Annotated in this window: 18 protein-coding genes and 1 pseudogene; 7 read left to right on the top strand and 12 right to left on the bottom strand. The window is 58.7% G+C overall.

Translation table 11 applies throughout. The features are described from left to right. Positions 1-180: 180 nt before the first annotated feature. Genes ACESMB_RS03425 through ACESMB_RS03415 form a run of 3 tightly spaced genes read left to right on the top strand, consistent with a single transcriptional unit; the run spans position 181 to position 2851 of the window. A complete protein-coding gene (locus ACESMB_RS03425) occupies positions 181-1584 on the top strand; it encodes an FAD-binding oxidoreductase (protein ID WP_372970906.1) in 1404 nt (467 codons plus the stop codon). A 41-nt stretch (positions 1585-1625) separates the two neighbouring features. Continuing rightward, positions 1626-2138 carry a DUF2244 domain-containing protein gene (locus tag ACESMB_RS03420; protein ID WP_372925193.1) on the top strand — a complete coding sequence of 171 codons (513 nt, stop codon included), beginning with the start codon at positions 1626-1628 and terminating at the stop codon, positions 2136-2138. Positions 2139-2170: 32 nt separating this feature from the next. Continuing rightward, positions 2171-2851, top strand: coding sequence for an SIR2 family NAD-dependent protein deacylase (locus ACESMB_RS03415; protein ID WP_372925192.1), 681 nt, complete (start codon positions 2171-2173; stop codon positions 2849-2851). Here ACESMB_RS03415 and ACESMB_RS03410 read toward each other — a convergent pair. The 4 genes from ACESMB_RS03410 to ACESMB_RS03395 all read right to left on the bottom strand — a co-directional run bounded on the left by ACESMB_RS03410 (position 2846) and on the right by ACESMB_RS03395 (position 6789). Next, positions 2846-4153, bottom strand: a complete 1308-nt coding sequence (locus tag ACESMB_RS03410; RefSeq protein ID WP_372925191.1) for an ABC1 kinase family protein — start codon at positions 4151-4153, stop codon at positions 2846-2848. The two genes, ACESMB_RS03415 and ACESMB_RS03410, sit on opposite strands and share 6 nt — an antisense overlap. A gap of 62 nt (positions 4154-4215) precedes the next feature. Continuing rightward, positions 4216-4878: a fumarylacetoacetate hydrolase family protein gene (locus tag ACESMB_RS03405; RefSeq protein ID WP_372925190.1), complete on the bottom strand. Its 663-nt coding sequence runs from the start codon at positions 4876-4878 to the stop codon at positions 4216-4218. A gap of 42 nt (positions 4879-4920) precedes the next feature. After that, the gene (locus tag ACESMB_RS03400) at positions 4921-5463 is read right to left on the bottom strand and encodes an adenine phosphoribosyltransferase (protein ID WP_372925189.1); all 543 of its coding nucleotides are present in this window, start codon (positions 5461-5463) and stop codon (positions 4921-4923) included. A gap of 27 nt (positions 5464-5490) precedes the next feature. Then, positions 5491-6789 (bottom strand): NCS2 family permease, encoded by a 1299-nt coding sequence (locus ACESMB_RS03395; protein ID WP_372925188.1) that lies wholly within the window; start codon positions 6787-6789, stop codon positions 5491-5493. 372 nt (positions 6790-7161) lie between these two features. Here ACESMB_RS03395 and ACESMB_RS03390 point away from each other — a divergent pair, with 372 nt between their 5' ends. Together ACESMB_RS03390 and ACESMB_RS03385 are read left to right on the top strand one after the other, a co-directional pair. After that, positions 7162-7728: a BLUF domain-containing protein gene (locus ACESMB_RS03390; RefSeq protein WP_372970905.1), complete on the top strand. Its 567-nt coding sequence runs from the start codon at positions 7162-7164 to the stop codon at positions 7726-7728. Between the two features lie 140 nt (positions 7729-7868). Next, positions 7869-8849 (top strand): NADPH:quinone oxidoreductase family protein, encoded by a 981-nt coding sequence (locus tag ACESMB_RS03385; RefSeq protein WP_372925186.1) that lies wholly within the window; start codon positions 7869-7871, stop codon positions 8847-8849. Positions 8850-8945: 96 nt separating this feature from the next. Here ACESMB_RS03385 and ACESMB_RS03380 read toward each other — a convergent pair. The 8 genes and pseudogenes from ACESMB_RS03380 to ACESMB_RS03345 all read right to left on the bottom strand — a co-directional run. Continuing rightward, a pseudogene (locus ACESMB_RS03380) lies at positions 8946-9275 on the bottom strand (long-chain-acyl-CoA synthetase); the annotation flags it as partial. A gap of 53 nt (positions 9276-9328) precedes the next feature. After that, positions 9329-10156, bottom strand: a complete 828-nt coding sequence (locus tag ACESMB_RS03375; RefSeq protein WP_372925185.1) for an SDR family oxidoreductase — start codon at positions 10154-10156, stop codon at positions 9329-9331. Continuing rightward, complete coding sequence (locus ACESMB_RS03370) at positions 10153-12144, bottom strand: acetyl/propionyl/methylcrotonyl-CoA carboxylase subunit alpha (protein ID WP_372970904.1); 1992 nt, start codon at positions 12142-12144, stop codon at positions 10153-10155. The genes ACESMB_RS03375 and ACESMB_RS03370 overlap by 4 nt, the downstream gene beginning before the upstream one ends. Positions 12145-12216: 72 nt before the next feature. Continuing rightward, on the bottom strand, positions 12217-13035 hold the full coding sequence (locus ACESMB_RS03365; protein ID WP_372925182.1) for an enoyl-CoA hydratase/isomerase family protein: 819 nt from the start codon (positions 13033-13035) through the stop codon (positions 12217-12219). 171 nt (positions 13036-13206) lie between these two features. Next, positions 13207-14367 carry an acyl-CoA dehydrogenase family protein gene (locus ACESMB_RS03360; RefSeq protein ID WP_372925181.1) on the bottom strand — a complete coding sequence of 387 codons (1161 nt, stop codon included), beginning with the start codon at positions 14365-14367 and terminating at the stop codon, positions 13207-13209. A gap of 262 nt (positions 14368-14629) precedes the next feature. Then, positions 14630-16246, bottom strand: a complete 1617-nt coding sequence (locus ACESMB_RS03355) for an acyl-CoA carboxylase subunit beta (RefSeq protein ID WP_372970903.1) — start codon at positions 16244-16246, stop codon at positions 14630-14632. 10 nt (positions 16247-16256) lie between these two features. Continuing rightward, positions 16257-17123 carry an SDR family oxidoreductase gene (locus ACESMB_RS03350; protein ID WP_372925179.1) on the bottom strand — a complete coding sequence of 289 codons (867 nt, stop codon included), beginning with the start codon at positions 17121-17123 and terminating at the stop codon, positions 16257-16259. A 153-nt stretch (positions 17124-17276) separates the two neighbouring features. After that, on the bottom strand, positions 17277-19082 hold the full coding sequence (locus tag ACESMB_RS03345) for an acyclic terpene utilization AtuA family protein (RefSeq protein WP_372970902.1): 1806 nt from the start codon (positions 19080-19082) through the stop codon (positions 17277-17279). Between the two features lie 159 nt (positions 19083-19241). Here ACESMB_RS03345 and ACESMB_RS03340 point away from each other — a divergent pair, with 159 nt between their 5' ends. Continuing rightward, a complete protein-coding gene (locus ACESMB_RS03340; RefSeq protein WP_372970901.1) occupies positions 19242-19865 on the top strand; it encodes a TetR/AcrR family transcriptional regulator in 624 nt (207 codons plus the stop codon). 262 nt (positions 19866-20127) lie between these two features. After that, the coding region (locus tag ACESMB_RS03335) for a S8 family peptidase (protein ID WP_372970900.1) at positions 20128-22677 on the top strand (2550 nt) is incomplete at its 3' end.

Below are 22677 nucleotides of genomic sequence, written 5' to 3'. Positions count from 1 at the left end.
GGGCTTGATTCCGAACCTTTCGTCACATGAAATGACCTGTGAGCGCCGCTGTTAGCGGGCGGGCTCACAGAACAGGGGCGGTATGATACCATAAACGCAGATTTTCACAGCGCGCCAGGTTACCTGAATCAACTTCGCCTGCTGGCGCCCTGATTAACCCTTTGCGAGACCGGACTATCCATGAATTCTGAACAGATCGTTGCCTCCCTCAGAGACCTGATGGAAACGGGCCAAAGCCCCGGGAAAGTGCTGACAGACGCGGCCGACCTGGAGAACTACGGCAAGGACTGGACCAAAATCTATCCGCCCAAACCGGTGGCTATCGTGCTTCCCAAAACCACTGAACAGGTGCAGGCGCTGGTAAAGTTTGCCAACGAAAACCAGGTGGCGCTGGTGCCTTCCGGCGGGCGCACGGGCCTGAGTGCCGGCGCAGTGGCTGCCAATGGCGAAGTTGTGGTGGCGTTCGACAACATGAACAGGATCCTTGAGTTCAGCGCCAGCGACCGCACAATGAAATGCCAGGCCGGCGTGGTGACTGAGCAGCTTCAGAATGTCGCGGAAGAAAATGGTCTTTACTATCCGGTGGACTTTGCCTCGGCCGGTTCCAGCCAGTTGGGTGGCAACCTGTCCACTAATGCCGGCGGCATCAAGGTGATCCGCTATGGCATGAGCAGGGACTGGGTCGCAGGCCTCAAGGTAGTGACCGGCAAGGGCGATATCCTGGACCTGAACAAGGATCTGGAAAAGAACAATACCGGTTACGACCTGCGCCATCTGTTCATCGGTGCCGAAGGCACCCTGGGCTTCATCACCGAAGCCACCATGAAGCTGTCCCGCAAGCCAGACAACCTGACTGTGCTGGTGTTGGGGCTGAACGACCTCACCAACACCATGGATGTGCTGCAGACCTTCCAGAAGCAGATTGACCTGACGGCCTACGAGTTCTTCTCCCACCAGGCCATGGGGCATGTGCTGGCCCACGGCCAGGTACAGGCGCCGTTCGAAACGGAAGCACCCTACTATGCGCTGCTGGAATTCGAGGCGGTGTCTGACCAGGTGATGGACGACGCCATGGAGCTGTTTGAACAGTGTGTCGAGAACGGCTGGGTGCTGGATGGCGTCATCAGCCAGAGCGAAACCCAGGCCCAGAACCTGTGGCAACTGCGGGAGCGCATTTCCGAGTCCATTGCGCCGCGTACGCCGTATAAGAATGATATCTCCGTGGTGGTTTCCCGGGTGCCAGGGTTCCTGCAGGAAATCGACGAGGTCGTGACTGAGCATTACCCGGATTTTGAAATTATCTGGTTTGGTCACATTGGTGACGGCAACCTGCACCTGAATATCCTCAAGCCGGAAGACATGGCCAAGGAGGATTTCTTCGAGAAATGCCAGCAGGTGAACAAATGGGTTTTCGAGATTGTCGAACGCTACCAGGGCAGTGTGTCTGCAGAGCATGGCGTCGGCATGACCAAAAAAGCGTATCTGGAATATACCCGCAGCGCTGCTGAAATTGCCTACCTGAGAGGCATTAAACAGGTCTTCGATCCCAACCGGGTGATGAACCCGGGCAAGATCTTCGACTGAATGCACTCAGGCGGTGCGGGTGATTCCCCGGAGTGACCGCAATGGTAGAGCAGCTTTCCCTTTCCGAGGGTGACGGTGACTGTTTTCTCCTGACCCCCAACCGCTCCATGAGCTGGAAGGGGAACATCCGCATCTGGCTGGCAGCCTTCATTCTTTCCATGGTGATCTCCACCGGTATGCTTCTGGTCGGAGCCTGGCCGGTGTTACCGTTTGCCGGCCTGGAACTGGCGGCTCTGGCGGCCGGTTTCTACTACACCTCCCGCAAGTGCCAGAGGCAGGAAGTGCTCACCTTCTCGCGGGAACTGATACGCCTGGAAAAAGGCCTGACCCACAAGGAGAAAGAGTGGGAACTGCCCCGGCAGTACACCCGTGTGTGGCAGGATGTACCGCGACATCCCTGGACGCCCCCAAAGCTTCACCTTCAGTTCCGGGGCGAAGAAATTTCCCTGGCGCCGTTTCTCAATATTGATGACACCGAGGAACTGGTTGCTATCCTTGAGAAGAAGGGACTCAGAGTAGAAAAACGGCGCCGGCCTGAAAAACTCTGGTTCTGAGGCACATCCCGAAACAGTCAAAGCGTTGCCCTATGAAAGATCACATCGTGGTTCTCACCGGCGCCGGCATGAGCGCCGAAAGCGGGCTCTCCACCTTCCGTGACAATGGCGGGCTGTGGGAGCAGCACAGTGTGTATGACGTTGCCACTCCTGAGGCTTTCGCCCGTAATCAGGAACTGGTGTTGCGCTTCTATAACGAGCGCCGGCGCCAGCTTGAGACCGCACAACCCAACGACGCCCATCGCCTGCTGGCGGAGCTGGAGCAGCATTGCCGCGTCACCATCATCACCCAGAACGTGGACAACCTGCACGAGCGTGGCGGCTCCACCAGCGTCATCCACCTGCACGGTGAACTTACCAAGGCCCGCAGCTCCAGGCATCCTGAGCTGGTCTACGACATCGGCTTTGGGGACATCCAGCCCGGCGACACCTGTGAACGCGGTTGCCAGCTGCGGCCCCATATCGTGTGGTTCGGGGAGCAGGTACCGATGATCGGGGCCGCTGCCGAGATCGTTCCCACGGCGGACCACCTGCTTATTGTGGGTACATCCCTGCAGGTCTATCCCGCGGCAGGGCTGGTGGAACTGGTGGATTATGATGTGCCAATTACGGTCATCGATCCCGGTGAGCCCGCAAGCCTCTCAAGGGCGCAGGTGATTCGCAAGGGAGCCAGTGAGGGGGTGGCTGAATGGCTTCGGGGGCTGAGCCTATAGCCCCAGGTATTTCTCAAGCTCTTCTCTGAACGCTGCCTGGACACCCAGTCGCTTCATCATCCAGTAATGTCCGGCAATCATGCGGTCGATAAAAATGCTTTCTACCGGCGGCTTGAAGTAGTCCAGGTACTTGAACACAGTGGTGGTCTTGGCAGCGACGTCCTTGTGTAGCTCGGACTCGGCGAAGTCGTAGGGGGTATGGCTGTTGAACGGCTGTATCAGAATATCCCGCCACATGGCGTAGTAGGCCTCGTCCACCGCGGGCTGGCTTTCCACCCGGGCGCCCAGCGCAATCAGGTGACGGTCGAGGGCGGCGTAGTCTTCCTCCAGCGCGGATACCAGGGCATTGCGATAAGCCTCGATGATTTCCGGCTTCAGTTTCTTCACGCAGCCAAAGTCGTACAGAATGACGGTGCCATCCGGGCGGTACGCGAAGTTACCGGCGTGAGGGTCGCCATGGATGCACTGGTAGCGGAATAACTGGTCCGCCATCATGGTAAAGATGCGGTGGCCGATCAGGTTGATGGTGTACTGATCGTATTTTTCCGGTGTGACCCGGCTGATGTGATCACCTTCCACCAGTTCCATGGTCAGAACCCGCCTGGAAGAGTGACTCTCGAATACTTTCGGGATAACAATCCAGTCGTCATTGGCATGGAATGACTGGAAGAGCTCCAGGTTGCGCGCCTCGTTCTCGTAATCCAGCTCTTCTTTCAGCCTCACGCGGATTTCACCGAACAACTGGTCCACGTGTTCCTTGGGCATTCGCAGCAGGCCGCCGAGCTTCAGGGCCATCCGGAGCTGCTTCAGGTCGCTGTCGCAGGACTCGTCCACGCCCGGGTACTGAACCTTGACGATCACATCGGTGCCGTCGTGCAGGCGGGCGCGATGAACCTGGCCGATGGAGGCGGCGGCATAGGGCGTCTCCTGCAGGTACTCGAACAGTTCCGACACCGGTTTGCCCAGCTCGCTCTCTACCTGACCGATAATCACCTCAAAGGGCATCGGCGGCGCTTCTTTCTGGAGCCGCTCAAGGGCGTCTGAAAATTCCTTGGGCAGGAAATCCTGGGTCTGGGACGCGATCTGGCCGACCTTCATTACCGCACCCTTGAGTTCTCCGAGGGTGTCAACAATCTGGTCTGCCATGCGGGTGTAGCTTTCGGAGCGGGCGCCTTCGTTGTCTTCCTCGCTGCGGAATATCCGGCGGGCGCGTTGACCGGCGTATTGTCCGGCCACGGAAGCCGTCATGCCTGCCAGTCTGAAAAAACGTCCGCTGCGTGTGGTAACCGGTTTCTTTGCCATGCCTGATAGTCGTCCTGTGAAGCCGATAGACCTGAACTGGATTGCAGATCCGTGTTCCCACACTAGAGCACGGTGGTCTCCACAAACAAGGCATCTTCCAGTTCCAGGGACAATATCTGTCCTGATTCCAGTGCCCCAACGCCTTTGGGGGTGCCGGTAAGCACGACATCTCCCGGCATCAGGGTGAACTGGCTACTGATATGTACGATGAGCGGCAGGATCGGATTCAGCATTTCCCGGGTGTCGCCGGTCTGCCGGCGTTCCTGGTTTATGTCCAGAGTGAAGGTCAGGTGGTCCCGGCGCAGACGGTCAACGGATACGAACGGCGACAGCGGGCAGGCGCCGTCAAAGGCTTTGGCGCGTTCCCAGGGGTGGCCCTTGTCCTTGAGTCGGGTCTGCAGGTCCCGCAGCGTAAGATCCAGGGCAAGGCCGTAGCCGAGAATGGCGCCTTCAGCCTCGCTGGCGGAGGCATTGGTCAGAGGGCGGCCGATCAGCACCGCAAGCTCGGTCTCAAAATGAACGCCACCCCGGTCGCGGGGAAAGTCCAGTGGGCGGGTAATATGGACCGCCGAGGTCGCCGGTTTGATGAACAGCAGGGGTTCATCCGGCACCGGGTTGTTCAGTTCCCGGGCGTGCTCAGCGTAGTTGCGGCCGATGCAGACAATCTTGCCCAGCGCCAGGTGAACCGGGGTCCCGTCTTTCCAGTGGTGCTGATAATCAGGCATGGCCGCTCCCGTGGTGTGAGGTGACAAGGGAGCAAACGCTCCTCAATCACCATCAAATGAGCACACAGTATAAACCTTCAGTCCTTCTTCCTGCAGCTTGCATGAGCCGCCGAGGTCGGGAAGATCAATCATGGCGGCCACTTCCACAATCTCGGCGCCGATGCGGCGGATCAGGCGAGAAGCTGCCAGCATGGTACCGCCGGTGGCGATCAGGTCGTCCACCAGCACCACGTTGTCGCCGGGTTTGAAGGCATCCTTGTGCAGTTCCACCGAGGCTGTGCCGTACTCCAGTTCGTAATCCTCCACCAGCGTATCGAACGGCAGCTTGCCTTTCTTGCGGATCAGCACCAGCGAGGCGTTCAATTCATAGGCGAGCGCCGAACCGATGATGAAACCACGGGCGTCGACGGCGGCAACGGCGTCGACTCTGTGGCCGTGGTACCGGTGCACAAAGGCGTCAATCAGCTTGCGGAACGCCGTGCGATCCTGCAACACGGTGGTGATATCGCGAAAGGCGACCCCTGGCTTGGGCCAGTCAGGTACCGTGCGGATGGCTTTCTTGATGCTTTCTGAAAAGTAGTCCATAACGCGTCCGAACTCTGAAAACGCGGCTTATGCCGCGTCCAGGAAGATGAATTTCAGGATGAAGACAACGGCGATGATCACGATGCTGGCGTTCAGGTCGGACCAGCGCCCGCTCAACGCCTTCAGGACGGCATAGGTGATGAACCCCAGGGCAATGCCGTTGGCGATGGAGAAGGTCAGCGGCATCATCAGTGCGGTCACCACCGCCGGGGCGGCATCTGTGACATCATCCCAATCAATAAGCTTGAGGCCGCTGGCCATCAGTACCGCAACGTACAGCAGGGCAGGCGCTGTGGCATAGGCCGGAATAATGCTGGCAATGGGCGACAGCAGCAGGCAGGCCAGGAACAGCACCGCTACGACAACGGCGGTCAGGCCGGTGCGGCCGCCGGCGGAGATACCGGCCGTGGATTCGATGTAGCTGGTGGTTGTGGAAGAACCCAGGGCCGCGCCCGACATGGTCGCCACGGAATCCGACATCAGCGCCCGGCCCAGTCGGGGCAGTTTGCCGTCCTTGTCCAGCAGGCCGCCGCGCTGGGCAGCGCCGATCAGGGTGCCGGAGGTGTCAAACAGGTCCACGAACAGGAACGCGAATATAACGCTGATCATGCCGATGTTGAACGCGCCTGCCAGGTCCAGCTGCATAAAGGTGGGTGCCAGGCTCGGCGGGGCAGATACCAGACCGTCGTATTCCACCATTCCCAGGGCCATGGCTGCTCCCGTTACTGCGATAATGCCGATCATGACCGCGCCGGTTATCTGCCGGAACGACAGCGCGCAGATGAGCAGGAAGCCGCCGAAAAACAACAGGCTCTCGGCGACCTTGATGTCACCGAGACCCACCAGTGTTGCCGGGTGGTCGACAACGATGCCGGCATTCTTCAGTGCAATCAGTGCCAGGAAAAAGCCGATACCGGCAGAAATTCCGAAACGCAGGGACAGGGGAATGCTGTTGATAATCCATTCCCGGACTTTGAACAGGCTCAGCAGGAAAAAGATGAAACCGGAGATGAAAACTGCCCCCAGCGCCACCTGCCAGCTATAACCCATGCTGCCAACCACGGTGAACGAGAAGAACGCGTTCAGCCCCATGCCCGGCGCCAGGGCAATCGGGTAATTGGCCCACAGCCCCATGATCAGGGTGCCAATGGTGGCGGCCAGACAGGTGGCAACGAACACCGCACCGAAATCCATGCCGGTTTCAGAGAGAATGCTGGGGTTGACCACGATGATGTACGCCATGGTCAGGAAGGTGGTGAAGCCCGCGATCACTTCTTTACGAACAGTGGTGCCGTGGGCCTGGAGCTTGAAAAGTCGTTCGAGCATGACGGATGCCTGCCTTACAGGATGCTGAATGGGGATTGAGTGAATCGTTTTCAGGGGTTGGGTGAAAAAACGGCAATGTTACCGGCTGAAGCCGGGAACGCCAAGAGACGATCACTTCAAGAAGGTAAACAATGTCGAACATGTCAGACCCTGAAGGGGAAAACGGGGAGGGACGAAGGTCCGGTCGGATAGCCCCGGGGTAGCCAGAACGCTGGCCTGATACACCCCGTGGAAGGTGTATCAGTGTGGCATTTTGCACAGAGGCAGCAGTGTTGCGGGGCAGTGGTATACGAATGTCTGTGATCCATCTTCAAGGCGCCAGACGTACTTCAGGCTTAATTTAACCGTTTCGTGTCGTACGGAGTGTATGTTATGTCCCTTATTCGTCTGGCCTATGCCAGTGAAGCGACGTTTGCTGCCAAACCGGTGGAGAAGGGCGTAGAACCCAACGTCGCCCGGATTCTGATGGCGTCCCGCAGAAATAACGCCAAAAGCGAAATCGTCGGCGGCCTCTATTATGGTGACGACCGGTTTTTCCAGTATCTGGAGGGCCAAGAGGAAGCCGTGCGGAAACTCTATGACCGCATCGCCAGGGACGACCGGCATCGCAATGTGACCACACTGTTGGAGGAACCGATCAAAGCCAGGACCTTCACCAACTGGTCCATGAAGTATGTTCCGCTGTCCTCCGACGTTAACCGGTTCCTGGACAGTCACGGTATGGAAGCCTTTAATCCGTTGGAGTTCAATCGTGATCAGTGCGAGGAAATGATCCGGTTGATTCGCGATTCCAGCCAGGAAGGACGGGTGGTCAGCCATGACGGCGTGCGCAACGATCGAAACCGGCAGTCTGTCATCCCCAGGGGAATCCTGGTTGGCCTCCTTGTCGCGGCTCTGGGTTTGGTGGGCGCGATGGTTTACGTCAGTACCATGCTGTAACGGACCGGTGTGAACAGTATAAACCTGACTAATCCGGTGGGATAAGATTTCTTTATTTGCTTCATGACTCGACTCTGTTTAGGTTGATACCCATCAACTGCAGTTACCCTGTATCGACCGTCGAATAACGGAGTCAGAACATGAGAGCGATTCTCTGCAAGGAATATGGCCCTGCCGACAAGCTGGTAATTGAAGACGTCGCCAGCCCCGTTGCCAAAGGCCATGGTGTCAGGGTTCGGGTAAAGGCCTCCGGCCTGAACTTCCCGGACACCCTGATCATAGAGGGCAAGTATCAGCTCAAGCCCACCATGCCGTTCTCACCCGGCGGCGAGATGTCCGGCGAGGTGATTGAGGTGGGCGAAAAAGTAACCCGCTTCAAACCCGGTGACCGCGTTGCCGGCCTTACCGGCTACGGCGCCTTTGCCGAGGAAGTGGTGGTTCCCGAGCACAACATCCTGCCTATTCCCGAGTCTATGTCCGATGAGAAAGCCGCCGCGTTCTCCATGGTGTATGGCACCTCCTATTACGCTCTGAAGCAACGCGCCAATATCCAGCCGGGCGAGACCCTGCTGGTGCTGGGCGCCAGCGGCGGTGTTGGTCTGGCCACTGTGGAGCTTGGCAAGGCCTTGGGGGCGCACGTGATCGCTGCGGCGAGCACGGCCGAGAAACTGGCGGTAGCGAAGGAAGCCGGTGCCGACGATCTGATCAACTACACCGAAGAACCCCTGAAAGATGCGGTCAAACGCCTGACCAAGAGCAAGGGTGTGGACGTCATCTACGACCCGGTCGGCGGCGAATTCACCGAACAGGCCCTGCGCGCCATGGCCTGGAACGGCCGCCACCTGATCATCGGCTTCGCCGCCGGCGACATCCCCAAGATCCCGGCAAACCTGACCCTGTTGAAGGGCTGTTCGGTAGTGGGCGTGTTCTGGGGCAGCTTCACCCAGCGTGAACCGCAAACCAGCGCCCAGAATATGATGGAGCTGCTGAAGCTGTTCTCCGAGGGCAAGATTGATCCCAGAATCAGTGAGGTTTACGAGTTCGAGGATTACGAGAAAGCGCTGGGGGCGCTGACCGGGCGGACGGCTACCGGGAAGATTGTTCTCAAGGTTGGTTCTTGAGGTCTGGTTTTTGAGGTGGCCTCTGGCTCTCTTAGCACGCCATCTCCGATTATTAGCCGGTGCAGCCTCCAACTCATGCAGGCTAGGGTCAAAGCAACCAGGCACTACCGCAACTCGCAGGATGGATCTTTCCGTGGCGTCTTTCTGGGTATAGCCCTCGAACGACCACTTCTGGGTGATTTCGCCAATAAGCAGGCCCGGCTCTCCCGTCTCCACTTCCTGCATAAAATCCTTATCATCACGAATCGGGTCGCGGGTACCATCATGGAATTTCACCAGCTTGTAAGGGGCCGTGGAAAAGCCGACGGTGTTGTCCATGTTGAAGAAGTTGCTGAAACCGATGTTGCCCTCGCTGGAGGCATACAGCTCTGCCACGGTTTCAATACCGAAGCGTTCCTTGAATTCCTGCCAGATGGACGGGCGAAGGGCGATGTCTCGTGGAGATATGTTGTCCCGGGTCATACAGTCACCCGTCAGGGCTAATCCAGAAACAGGTCCGGCATCAGCGGTTTGTCGCCGGCCTCGTACCGGTAGTGTTCGAAATCCGTGACGCCATCGGCTTGCAGGACATCCTCATCAATCACCGACTGGCCAGTCATCTGCTCCGCGGGGCGACTGAGAATGCTCAATGCCGCGTCTGCCATGATCTCCGGTTTGCGTCCCTGTGCCATCATCTGCGGGCCGCCCACTTCAAACTCGATGGCGGCGGTGGCAATCAGCGTTTTGGGCCAGAGCGTGTTTACCGCAATGCCATAACGCCGGAACTCTTCGGCCATCCCCATACTCAGCATGGTCATGGCGTATTTTGTAGTGGTGTAGGGCCCGTACTGGGCGAACCACCGGGGATCCAGGTTCAGGGGCGGCGACAGACTCAGGATATGGGCCCGGTCCGACTCTTTCAGCCAGGGCAACGCTGCCTGGCTACAGACAAATACCGCCCGCGCGTTGACCTGGTGCATTAGGTCATAACGGCTGGCCTTGAGGTTTTCCACGCCGGTGAGTTTGATGGCGCCTGCGTTGTTCACCAGCGCATCAATACTGCCAAAGTGATCGGCCGCTTCATCCACCCGCTGGCGCACCAGCTTTTCATCGCGCACGTCCAGCACCAGTGGCAGGGCCTTTCCGCCGGCCTGCCGTATTTCTTCCGCCACACTGTGAATGGTGCCTGGCAGCTTCGGATGTGGCTGATCGGACTTGGCCGCAATCACCACATTCGCGCCTTCTCTTGCGCAGGCAAGGGCAATGGCCCTGCCGATACCCCGGCTGCCACCGGTAATAAAAACGGTTCTGTTCTGCATGTTGCTCATTGTCCGGCCTCCTCAGTAGCCTCAGCGGCGTTCACTTCCACCAGTAACTGGCTGCGTTTTACCTGGTCGCCCTTGGCGGCCAGCACCTCACCCACTGTGCCATCGCGATCTGCCTTTACTGGGTGCTCCATTTTCATGGCTTCCAGAATCACCAGGGTATCGCCCTGTTTCACTGCCTGGCCTGCCTGCACCAGAACATCGATGATGACACCGTCCATGCTGGCCTTGATGCGGCCGCTGCCACTGGCAGCTGTTCCGCTGGCCGGCTGGTGGGTGACGTCACGCAATGCCACCGACTGCCCGGACGCCTGCAAATACAGCTGATCGCCCCGGCGGTGATATTGGCATTGCTGACGAACGGCCCTGTCGATAATGCATAACAGGCCAGCGCCCATGCTTTCAAGATCCAGCTCGTACTGTTCCTCGCCCCGGGTCACCGTGAAGTGATTACCGGCACGGCGAACCAGCAGTTCCAGGGTTTTGTCGCCGGTTTCCAGTTTCATGGGCGTGACCGTGGCCGGCGCATTGCTCCAGGAGCTGTTCACGCCATGACTGCCTGCACCGGGGCCTGAATTGCCATGGCTGAATACACAGGCTGCCAGTGCCAATTCGCGAATGCTGGTTTCTTTCGGGGCCAGGGACGGATCGTCCCGGAACGCCTGCTGCAGGAACGCCGTGGTGGCCTCTCCCGCGCCGAAGTTGTCGTCGGCTATGATGCGGCTGAGGAAATAGCGGTTGGTGGTCACGCCGAATACGCTGGTGTCCTCCAGAGCCCGCAAAAGCCGGCGGCGGGCTTGGTTACGGTTGGCGCCCCAGGCGACGACTTTGGCCAGCATCGGGTCGTAATGGGGCGTGACGGCGTCGCCAGAGCGAACTCCGGTATCAAACCGCAACCCTTCACCTTCAGCAGGCTGGAACTTGTGCAAAGGCCCTGTCTGGGGTGTAAAACCGTTGGCCGGGTCTTCCGCGTACAGGCGCACCTCAATGGCGTGGCCGCTCAACCGGATCTGATCCTGAGATAGTGGCAGTGGCAGACCTTCCGACACGGACAGCTGCCAGGCCACCAGATCCTGACCGGTGATCATTTCGGTCACCGGATGTTCCACCTGCAAGCGGGTGTTCATCTCCAGGAAGTAGAAATTCCGGTCCTTGTCCACCAGGAACTCAACGGTACCGGCGCCTTCGTAGCCACAGGCCAGTGCCGCTTTGACCGCTGCATCGCCCATGGCCTCACGCAGTTCGGGGGTAACGAAAGGCGAGGGCGCTTCCTCGACCACTTTCTGGTGGCGCCGCTGAACTGAGCAATCCCGCTCACCCAGGTAAACCGCGTTGCCGTGTTGATCGGCAAATACCTGGATCTCGATGTGGCGGGGTTCGATAACTGCCTTCTCCAGAATCAGCTCGCCATCCCCGAAGGCCTGCGTAGCCTCGGAACGGGCACGCTGGATGTTGTCGGCCAGTTCCTCTACCGTCTCCACCAACCGCATGCCACGGCCACCGCCACCGGCGGAGGCCTTGATCATCAGCGGGTAGCCAATATTCTTCGCAGCGGCGATCAGCTCTTCGTCGCCGGCATTGTTACCTTCAAAACCGGGCACCACCGGCACACCGGCTTTCTGCATCGCAATCTTCGACCGCCGCTTGCTGCCCATCAGCTCAATAGCCGCCTCCGGCGGCCCCACAAACACCAGCCCGGCTTCTTTACAGGCCTTCGCAAACCCGGAATTCTCCGAGAGAAATCCATACCCCGGGTGCACACAATCCGCCCCCGTTCTGACCGCCGCCTCGATAATAGCCTCAGCCTTCAAGTAAGAAGCCGAAACCTGAGCCGGGCCGATATACACCGCCTCATCGGCCATTTCCACATGAAGGGCCTTTGCGTCCGCTTCTGAATACACCGCCACGGTGCGGTATCCCAGTGACTTTGCCGTCTTGATTATTCTGACTGCGATTTCACCCCGGTTGGCGATTAAGAGTTTTTTTAGCATTTTGGTGGTCTCTTGCTTGGGTGGCTGGTCGCTTTTGTGGGAAGGAGGCCCTCCTCCATTACTCGAAAACCATCATTCAGAAGAGGCCCAAGAAGCCGGACGCTTCTGCATAAACGCAAGAGTCCCTTCAGAGCCCTCATCACTGCGAATCGCCTTGGCAAACTTCTCAGCCGCGCTGTCCAGAAGGCCACTCATGGACTCATGGCCGACGCGGTGCAACAGCGACTTGGTTTCTGCCGTTGCATTCGGCGCACACTGGCGAACCCTTTCAATCGCCTGGCCCAGCAGCTCATCAATCTCGACTTCAGACTCGGCCAGCTGATGAACAATCCCCAGACTGCAAGCCTCACTGGCATCCACCCGCAAACCCAGCAACGCCAACCGCCGCGCCTGCGTCAACCCAATACGCTCCACCACAAACGGCGCAATCTGCGCCGGAATCACCCCCAAGGTGGTTTCCGGCATACCGAACCTTGCCGACGGCCCGGCAATCGCGACATCTGAGGCACAGGCCAACCCAAAGCCACCGCCCATCACGGCACCTTCGGTCACCGCAATCACCACCTTCGACGACTCGTTCACCTGCTGAATCATCTGCCCGAACGCCCGGTTCAATCGATAAAATGGATCTTCCTCGCCCTCCGCAGGCTTCTGCCCCCGCGCACCGGCCATGTCCTTGATGTCCCCGCCGGCACAGAAGTGCCCACCGGCACCACGAAGAACGACTGCGCGGATGCTGGTGTCGTTCTCAACCTGACTGAACACCGTCGAAAGCTCCGCCACCATCTGCAGGCTCATGGCGTTCCGAACGTCCGGCCGGTTGATGGTGACAAAAAGCGCCGGCCCCTGTTTCTCCAGAAGAAGCGTTTCGCAGTGCGGAAAATTTTCCATAAGCGTGACTCCAAAACCGTTGTTCGGGGACTGGTGGGTAGGAGGGTAGTGCCGTTTCGGGACCGTCAAAAACATGGATGTTTTTGTCGAGCGTACATGGACGTATTCACAGCGTGTCCCGAAACGGCACTACCCTCCTGCCTGCCAGTCCTTCCACCAAAGCCTGAAAACTCAGTCCCGTTGCTTACCAGGCAAAGTCCCCATCATCTTGCAGATAATCCCCAACATGATCTCGTCAGCGCCACCACCGATGGACACCAACCGCACATCCCGGAACGCACGGGACACCGGGTTCTCCCACATGTAACCCATGCCACCCCAATACTGCAGGCAGCTGTCGGTCACCTCACGCCCAAGTCGCCCGGCCTTCAGTTTGGCCATGGACGCCAGCCTGGTCACATCCTTGCCCTCGATGTGCAGCTCACACGCCTGATAGGTCAGGGCACGCAGGGCCTCCACCTCGGTTTGCAGTTCCGCCATGCGGAAATGAATCACCTGATTATTGATCAGCGGCTGGCCGAAGGTCTTGCGTTCGCGGCAGTATTCGATGGTCTTGTTGATGCAGTGCTCCAGCGCCTTGATCACATTAGCGGCGCCCCAGATGCGTTCCTCCTGGAACTGCAGCATCTGCATCATGAAACCGGTGCCTTCGGCGCCGATGCGAAAACGCTGTGGTACCCGCACATCGTCAAAGTAAATTTCTGCTGTTTCGGAAGAACGCATACCCAGCTTGTTCAGATGAGGACTGAAGGAAATGCCCGGGGTGTTCATGGGCACCACGATCAGAGACTTGTTCTTGTGGGGCTTGTCGTCGGAGGTGTTGGCCAGCAGGCAGATAAAATCGGCCTTGGGGCTGTTGGTGATCCACATCTTGGAGCCGTTGATGACATAGTCATCGCCATCCTGCTTCGCGGTGGTTTTCATGCCTGCTACGTCGGAGCCTGCAGCAACTTCGCTGACACCGATGCAGCCCACCATGTCGCCGGCAATGGCCGGTGCCAGGAAACTGCGCTTCAGTTCGTCGGAGCCAAAACGTGAAATAGCAGGGGTGCACATGTCAGTCTGAACGCCCACAGCCAGAGGCACGCCGCCGCAGTGGGCCGTGCCGAGTTCTTCTGCCGCTACCAGGTTGTAGCTGTAATCCAGCCCCATGCCGCCGTACTCTTCCGGCTTCTGAATACCCAGAATCCCGAGGTTGCCGAGTTTCTTGAAGATATCGTGAATCGGAAACTCGCCGGCTTCTTCCCATTCGTCGCAGTGGGGATTTATTTCCTTCTCCACGAAATCGCGGACGGTTTTTCTGAGGGCTTCGTGTTCGGCAGTGAATTTCACTTTTTGTTCTCCTGGTTGTTAGTTCGTGCCTATGTGGTAATGGTGCACGTTCTCTAGCTTGGGTGGCGGCTGTGTGGGCGGGCCTTCAGAAACACGCTCCTTCGGCACATCCATGTAACGCTCGGGCTCCGCCATCCGTGGCTCCGCACGGTTTCTGAAGACCCGCCCACACAGCCGCTTTTGACTGTAAGTTTGTTGCTTCCTGTTTCTTATTTTGTCGGGTTGCATTTGTAGCTAATCCAACCACCATTACTAAGCTCCCCTAGAGGCGGGCCACACCAAAAGAACTAGGCCGCAACTGCCGAATATCAGCCTCACGACAGACCGAAAGCACCAGGGCGAGAACCCGCCGGGTGTCGCGGGGATCGATCAGCCCGTCATCCCATAGACGCGCTGTACCGAATAGGGCAGTGGAGCCGTCTTCCAGTTTTTTGGCGGTGGCCTGTTCCAGAAAATCCAGGGTTTTCGGGTCCGGTTCCATACCACCCCGGCGCTGTTTGTCTTCGGCGACAATTCGCATCACCTTGCCCGCCTGCGCCGGGCCCATGACGGCGGTGCGGCTGTTGGGCCAGGCGAAGATGAATCTAGGGTCCAGGCCGCGGCCGCACATGGCGTAGTTACCTGCACCATAGGAACCGCCGATGACAATTGCGACCTTTGGCACCCGACAGTTGGCCACTGCCTGTATCATTTTGGACCCGTGTTTGATGATGCCGTTCTGCTCTGAGTGGGTACCCACCATGAAACCGGTGGTGTTATGGAGGAACAATAAGGGCGTACCAGCCTGGTCGCAGAGCTGGATGAACTGGGCCGCTTTGGTGGCTCCCGCCGGAGTGATGGGGCCGTTGTTACCGATGATGCCCACCGAGTGGCCTTCAATGCGGATGGTGCCGCAGGCGGTCTGGTCGTCGTAGCCGTTCTTGAAATCCATGAACTTCGAGCCGTCGGCGATGCGGGCGAGGATTTCGCGGACGTCGTAGGGTTTCTTGGCATCGCTGGGGATCACACCCAGTAATTCTTCAGCAGGATAAAGCGGCTCTTCCCATTCCGGCTTCCTGCTCGGGGGTAACTGTTCGTTCCAGGGCAGGGCCTCAAGTATATTGCGGGCATGGCGGATGCCGTCGGCGTCGTCTTCGGCCAGATATTCCGCAGTTCCCGCAACTTCGGCGTGCATCTGTGCACCACCGAGTTCCTCATCGGTGGCTACTTCTCCGGTGGCGGCTTTCAGCAGGGGAGGGCCGGCCAGGAACATCTTGGCCTGTTCGCGGACCGCAATCACGTAATCCGACAGCCCGGGCTGGTAAGCCCCGCCGGCGGTGGCGTTGCCGTGAACGACGGTCACTTGTGGAATGCCGGCGGCGGACATCCGCGCCTGGTTGGCAAAGCCACGTGCGCCCAGCACGAAGATATCCGTAGCGTAGTTCAGGTTGGCGCCGCCGCTCTCGGACAGTGACACCACGGGCAGTTTGTTCTCCATGGCGATCTGCTGCAGCCGCAGGGTCTTGTCCAGCCCCGCAGGCGTGATGGTGCCGCCCTTGATGGCACTGTTACTGGCGACCACCAGGCAGCGAACACCGCTGACGTAACCAATGCCGGCAATAATGCCGCCACCGGACATGCTGCCGTCCTTGTCATCGTGCATTTTGTAGCCGGCCAGGGAACACAGCTCCAGAAACGGCGTGCCGCGGTCCAGAAGGCGATTGATACGATCACGAGGCAACAGCTTTCCCCGCTTGGTGAACTTATCCCGCGCGGCTTCCGCAAGATCCAGAACTTTTTGTTCAACATCCCGGAAAGTGGCGATATGAGCTTCCATCACTTCCGCATTTGCACGAAAGTCATCCGACTGGGGATTTATGGCCGACTCCAGTACCTGCATCGACTTCTCCTCAGTCGTCACTCAAGACTTTGGGCGTGACCGCCCGATGGAAACCGTTAAAGGGCTCGTTATTCTTCGCCTTCGGGAAAGGCCACACCCGACCACCCTGGGACGCAGCCCCGTCTATCCGCAGGCAATCCCCACTGATAAACGCCGCCCCCGGACTCAGCAGAAAACAGATCGCCGCGCTGACCTCGGACTCCGTCCCCATGCGCTTGAGTGGTACGTTATCCCCCAGGCTGCGAATCCACTGCTTCATATGCTCGGGATAGTTGTCCATACCACTGGATGCAATCCACCCCGGCGCCACAGCATTCACCCGCACCCCGGAGCAACCCCACTCAACAGCGGCAGTCTGTGTAAAATTCACCATCCCCGCCCGGGCCGCACCGGAATGCCCCATGCCGGGCATACCGCCCCACATGTCTGCCACAATATTCACAATCGCCCCACCGGTTTTCGACAGAGCCTGAGTGTAGGCCTCACGGGCGATCAGAAAGCCACCGGTCAGGTTAGTGCGAACCACCGTCTCCCAGCCTTTCTGGTTGATGTTCGCAAGAGGAGAAGGAAACTGTCCGCCGGCGTTATTCACCACACCGTTCAGCCTGCCATGCTCTTCGATGATGGCCTTAACGGTCGCCTTGACCGACTCTTCCTCGCGAATGTCACACACGTGAGCCGAGGCAACACCGCCGTCCTCGGTGATCTCCGCCTTCACCGCCTCAACCTTCTCGGCCTTCCGCCCAACGAGCGCGACCCTGGCACCCAGTGCGGCAAGTTCATGGGCGGTACAGCGCCCAATCCCGGAACCTCCCCCCGTGACAATGAACACCTGGTCCCGAAAGAGGTCTGGGTGAAAAATAGACTGATAACTCATGTCAGAAATCCTCGTAAAAAGTTCAGGGCACTCCACCGGGGAGGTTGTTCCGGGACCGTCAAAAACATGGATGTTTTTGTCGAGCGTACATGGACGTATTCACAGCGTGTCCCGGAACAACCTCCCCGGTGGAGTGCATGCACCAATCTATGACTAATCGAGCAGTTCAGCACGAACCGGCACAGGAAACTCAAGCAACTGCTGGGCAAACGCCTTGCCCTGAGGATCAATCCGCAAACTGGCAACGCCACCCCCACCAAGACTGTGCTCCAGCAGAAAATTGAACGCATTGAACCCCGGCAACGCCCAACGGGTAACCCGACCATGCTCGGGATCCAGCGTGTGAGCCATCCACTCCGCCACTGCCAGTTCCGTCAACGCCGCCTCAATAAACGGCACAAACTCCGCCTTGCGGGCAATCACCCCGATATTGGTATGATCCCCCTTGTCCCCGCTGCGTGCCCAGGCCAGGCGGACCAAAGGCACCGTCGTATCCGTGGCCGGCTCTGCAGTACTGGCAGCCTGCCCCTCAAGCTGCCCTGGCTCGAAACCACCATCAGTGGCCACATCCACTACCTGCTGATTGCTACCAAGATCCACAGCAACCGCCACCTCAGTCTTGGGAACCAGGCAGGAATACAGACGAATTTTCGGCCAAACCGTCGGCCGGCCGCCCACAATACCGGTAATCCCCGGCGCCATCCCCGTCGCCGCCTGGGCGATTTCCCTGGAAAACAGCACCAGTGCTTCTTTTTTCACATGGGCAGTACTGATCTTCACTACCACCTCACGGCAATCTGCCATGCGGCCGTGGGCTCCGTAGGTAGTCTCGGTGCCCAGCAGCTCAATACTGGTGTCCGTGTAATCCGGTAGACCGCGCTCGCTGAACATTCGCGATGTCTTGGCCAGGATTGCATCGGCCACAGTCTGCGCCTTGGCTCTGGCATTCATTCCGGCCAGCAGGAAGGTCACCGTGCACTTGAAACCATCCGGCCAGGTGCCGGATACCTTGTAACTGTCGGTCGGGGGCAGGCCGCGCGCTCCGCTGACTTTCACCTCATCCGTGGCCAATTCCTCAAGAATGACGGCGGTAAAATCACAGGTCACATCCGGCAGCAGGTAAGCCCTGGGGTCGCCGATCTCATAGACGAGCTGCTCCGCCACGGTGCCGCGCGATACCTTGCCGCCGGTACCTTCTGGCTTGGTCATAATGAAATCGCCGGTGGCGGAGACTTCTGCAACGGGAAAACCCATATTGGCATAGCCGTCCGCCACTTCTTCCCAGTCGGTAAAGTTGCCACCCGTGGACTGCGCGCCGCATTCCAGCAGATGCCCGGCAAGGCTGCCCTGGGCCAATCTGTCGTAATCGCTCCAGCTCCAGCCGAACTCATGGACCAGCGGCGCCAGCACCAGAGCACTGTCGGCAACCCGGCCGGTAATGACGATATCAGCACCCTGTTCCAGTGCCGCGACCAGCCCGGGTGCGCCCAGATAGGCGTTCAGGCTCACCATCATCGGCGGCATTGGCTGGCCGGTGGTCATCTCGGTGATGCCAGCGTCTGCCAGTTGCTTTTTCTTTGATAGCAGGTCGTCGCCCAGCACCAGGGCAATCTTCATATCCACGCCGGCCTTTTCGCACAGTGCCTGAAGGGCCTCACGGCATGCCACGGGGTTTACACCCCCGGCATTGGCGAGAACCCGGATGCCTTTCTGCTTTATCTCATCCAGCAGTGGCGCCATGACCGTTTGCACGAAGTCACGGGCATAACCCTGGCTCGGGTCCTTCATTTTCTGCCCGGCCATGATGGACATGGTGATTTCCGCCAGGTAGTCCGCCACCAGGTAATCAATATTGCCCTTGCGGACCAACTGGGCCGCGGCGGTTTCAGTGTCGCCCCAGAAGGCGGCGGAGCAGCCGATACGGATGGATTCTGGCCTGGAAAGATCGGAATCTGGCATGTCTTCACCTTGTAAATGGAAGCCGCAAAGCCCCTGTAAGGGCGCTTTATGCGAAGGCTATCAGCGATGTAATTGACAATACCAAGCAAGCGCTTGGTTTGTAAACAGGCAAAATCAGGATAGAATTGGCTTTCTCCTGTTCCCCGGCTGGAAAACACCGTGAATCAAGACTCTATCCTGCGCTCTCTGATCAATGACAACCTGGTTTCCGATCCTGCCAGTGCTCGTGGCCGGCTTCTTCACGAGGCTGCCAGACTGTTTCGTGACAAGGGTTATGAGCGCACTACGGTGCGGGATCTGGCCGCAGCGGTGGGCATCCAGTCCGGCAGTCTGTTTCACCACTTTCGCACCAAGGAAGAAATCCTCAAGGCGGTGATGGTGGAAACCATTCGCCTCAATACCGCCCTGATGCAGTCAGCGGTCGATGCTGCCCCCACCTATCGCGACAAGCTCCAGGCTCTTGTCCGTGCCGAACTGGAGTCCATCAACGGGCAAACCGGAGAGGCCATGGCGGTGCTAGTATTCGAATGGCGGAGCTTGTCGGAAGTGTCCCAGGCTTATGTGCTGGAGCTTCGGGATATCTACGAGCAGCTGTGGCTGGACGTGCTGGAGGCTCTGCGCAAGGAGGGTGTGCTGGCTGCAGAACCGTTTGTGGTGCGCCGCATGCTTACCGGTGCCCTGAGCTGGACGGTGACCTGGTACCGACCGGATGGTGGTCTTACACTGGACGATCTGACGGAGCAGGTAGTTGCCATGATGGGGCTGACAGCGCCGGGAGCCTGAGCCCGACCAGCCATTTCTGGCTGACCCGCTCCGGATCTCTTGCTGTTTTTACGCTTTGTAACCTTTTGTCACTATAAAGAAACCGCCTTCGGGTTAATCTGACGGCGGTTTTTGCGTCCGATGGAATGTCTGGAACGTAACGAATGTAGCCAACGTTAATCAGATACTATGGAGGAAGACAAAGGGAGTTGCTCTCATTTGTCCATGATGTCGCCCTGGTGAGCCTTTTATGATCCGGACCGTTCCTGTTACCGCTGGTTTAATGTCCTCTTTGCTGCTGCTATCTGCCTGCGGTGGTGGGGGCTCCGGCGGAAGCGCAGAAGATGCGCCTGACCTGGCCGGGTTTATCGATATAGAAAGCGGAACGCGGGTGGATTCCGATACGGCCGATGACGCACGCCTCGGTGAGTCTATTGATAACGGCACGCCGGCATTGGCCCAGACACTGCCTCCCGGGGCGACAGTGGGGGGGTATCTCAGCGCTACCGGGGGTACTTACAATACAGGCACCCTTGACCGGTTCGATTTTGTTATTGATACCGAGGATTTTTATGCCGCCGAGCTGTCGCCCGGTGACCGGATTGCAGTGCAGGTATTTCAGTCGCCGGATCAGTCAGGACCATTGCCGGATCGAACCCTGCGCATCCTGAAGCAGGAGGGTGGAGATCTCGTAGAGAAGTACAGCGACACCACCTCCGACGACCTGGGGGCATTGATCGTTACTCTCCCGACTGATGCTGAATCTGGCCCTTACGTGATCGAAATCAGCACTGATGATGGCATCCCTTTCCGCTACGTTCTCACGCTGGCGGACGAGGCTTCCGGCAGCGTTATGAATGTCGGTTATACAGAGCCGGCGTTCATGATGGATGAAGCTATTGTGAGTTTCGAGCCGGCTGCCGGCAGCAACCCGATGGCGGCTGCCATGGCGGTGTCGGAGCGACGTGATCTGGGGCGAGGTGCCTGGCTGATGCGCAGGGACAGTGTGCGAAACCCCGTCGCAATGTCCGCTGCCCAGGCACAGGATGCCCGCGAGGACACGCTAAAGTGGATACGGCAACTTGGTGATCAACCAGGTGTTGCCACTGCCGAGCCCAATTACCTGTATTCCTCGCAACAGGTTTCTCCGGACGACGACACCTTCTATGATCGGCAATGGAATTTACCCCTGACTAGAGCACCCATGGCCTGGCAGGCAGCGCCGGAGGTGGGAGCGGGGATCGGCATTGCGGTGATGGACACGGGAATTTTCAGTGCATCGCCGGAAACCCCGGGCAACTGGCATCCTGACCTTGACGAAAATGTCCGACTTATTGCTGGCCAGACCATGGACTATGTGTCCGGTGATCTGGATATCGATCAAGATCCGGGGCGAGATACCAATCCCGCCGACCCTGGTGACGGTAAGGCCAGAAGCAGCAATTTTCACGGCACCCACGTAGCCGGCATTGCGGCAGCGGTGGATAACCAGATTGGCATAGTGGGCATGGCCCCGGAAGCAACCATCTATCCGGTCAGGGTGCTTGGCCGTGATGGAGTGGGGTCTTCCGCTGACCTGGTTGATGCTCTGAACTGGGCGGCACGCCAGGGGGAAATTAACGTGATCAATCTCAGCCTGGGAGGGTTGGGGCCCAGCACCGCGCTCAAAAATGCCATTGATGCTGCCTGGGCCGGCGGTAACGGCCAACTGATTGTTGCCGCTGCAGGCAACCAGGGTACCGACGAGCCGACCTACCCGGCGGCGTATGACAACGTGATCGGGGTAGGGGCCGTGGATGGCGGCGGCGAGCGCGCGTCCTATTCCAATATCGGCGAGTCTGTTGACGTGGTCGCTCCGGGCGGCGATGCCAGCAGGGATGCTAATCAGGACGGTGCCGCCGATATCATTATCAGCACCTGGGGCAGGGACGACAGCGGTACCTTCGAGCCTGGCTATGCTGGTTTGCAGGGAACCTCAATGGCGGCGCCTCATGTGGCTGGGGTCTATGCCCTTATGAAAGGGCAAGTGCCGACTCTCACACCGGGTGAGTTCCTTGGCCTGTTGAGAAATGGTGATCTGACCGAGGACATTGGCCCGGCCTTCGAATACGGTGCCGGGCTGATTAACGCTCTGGCCGCCATGGATGCCGCACTGGACGGCAATTTCCCCATTACCCTGGGTGCGTCCCCATCTGCGTTGCAGTTCAACTCGGCGCTTCTGAGCGCGGAGCTTGAGTTTTCCGTCTATCCCGACGATAAAACTGTCGAAATCACCGGGGTAACGCCTGGCGCGGATTGGCTGAACGTGGGAGATGTCCCGGCCGACCCGGCACAGCCGCTCGCGGTTTCGGTGGATACGTCTGGGCTCGAAGACAATCAGCGCTACACCACCGAGCTGGTCATTGCCTACACCCCGGAAACTGGCGCCTCCAGCACCCTGACCGTTCCGGTTTCCCTGCGCCTGGGTACCTCAGCGGACGACCGCGATGCAGGCCGGCATTACGTCCTCCTGGTCAGCGCCGATGACACCCGTGATACCATCGAGCAGACAGTGGTCTCTGCCAGTGATGGTCAGTACCGTTTCGCCTTTGATCAGGTGGAGCCGGGAGAATATTTTCTTGTCGCCGGCACGGACATCGACAACAACGGCCTGATCTGTGAAAACGGGGAAGCCTGTGCCGAATACCCGGTGAATGGCCTGCCGGAAAAAATCGTGATTGGCGAGGAAGCTATCGGTGGCGTAAGGTTGAGCACCAGCTTCCGCCGGCCCACCATTTCGGCCATGGGACTGCCAAGGGTCGGATTCGAAGGCTATCGCCTGAAACCGGAAAGT

It is taken from the genome of Marinobacter sp. (assembly GCF_041686475.1).
Lineage (GTDB): Bacteria > Pseudomonadota > Gammaproteobacteria > Pseudomonadales > Oleiphilaceae > Marinobacter.
The sequence above is the reverse complement of the archived record's forward strand: the minus strand, read 5'-3'. Positions and strand labels throughout refer to the sequence as shown.

Coding starts and splice junctions, on each gene's coding strand:
- ACESMB_RS03425 (WP_372970906.1), top strand. CDS start 181: ATGAATTCTGAACAGATCGTTGCCTCCCTCAGAGACCTGATGGAAACG.
- ACESMB_RS03420 (WP_372925193.1), top strand. CDS start 1,626: ATGGTAGAGCAGCTTTCCCTTTCCGAGGGTGACGGTGACTGTTTTCTC.
- ACESMB_RS03415 (WP_372925192.1), top strand. CDS start 2,171: ATGAAAGATCACATCGTGGTTCTCACCGGCGCCGGCATGAGCGCCGAA.
- ACESMB_RS03410 (WP_372925191.1), bottom strand. CDS start 4,153: ATGGCAAAGAAACCGGTTACCACACGCAGCGGACGTTTTTTCAGACTG.
- ACESMB_RS03405 (WP_372925190.1), bottom strand. CDS start 4,878: ATGCCTGATTATCAGCACCACTGGAAAGACGGGACCCCGGTTCACCTG.
- ACESMB_RS03400 (WP_372925189.1), bottom strand. CDS start 5,463: ATGGACTACTTTTCAGAAAGCATCAAGAAAGCCATCCGCACGGTACCT.
- ACESMB_RS03395 (WP_372925188.1), bottom strand. CDS start 6,789: ATGCTCGAACGACTTTTCAAGCTCCAGGCCCACGGCACCACTGTTCGT.
- ACESMB_RS03390 (WP_372970905.1), top strand. CDS start 7,162: ATGTCCCTTATTCGTCTGGCCTATGCCAGTGAAGCGACGTTTGCTGCC.
- ACESMB_RS03385 (WP_372925186.1), top strand. CDS start 7,869: ATGAGAGCGATTCTCTGCAAGGAATATGGCCCTGCCGACAAGCTGGTA.
- ACESMB_RS03375 (WP_372925185.1), bottom strand. CDS start 10,156: ATGAGCAACATGCAGAACAGAACCGTTTTTATTACCGGTGGCAGCCGG.
- ACESMB_RS03370 (WP_372970904.1), bottom strand. CDS start 12,144: ATGCTAAAAAAACTCTTAATCGCCAACCGGGGTGAAATCGCAGTCAGA.
- ACESMB_RS03365 (WP_372925182.1), bottom strand. CDS start 13,035: ATGGAAAATTTTCCGCACTGCGAAACGCTTCTTCTGGAGAAACAGGGG.
- ACESMB_RS03355 (WP_372970903.1), bottom strand. CDS start 16,246: ATGCAGGTACTGGAGTCGGCCATAAATCCCCAGTCGGATGACTTTCGT.
- ACESMB_RS03350 (WP_372925179.1), bottom strand. CDS start 17,123: ATGAGTTATCAGTCTATTTTTCACCCAGACCTCTTTCGGGACCAGGTG.
- ACESMB_RS03345 (WP_372970902.1), bottom strand. CDS start 19,082: ATGCCAGATTCCGATCTTTCCAGGCCAGAATCCATCCGTATCGGCTGC.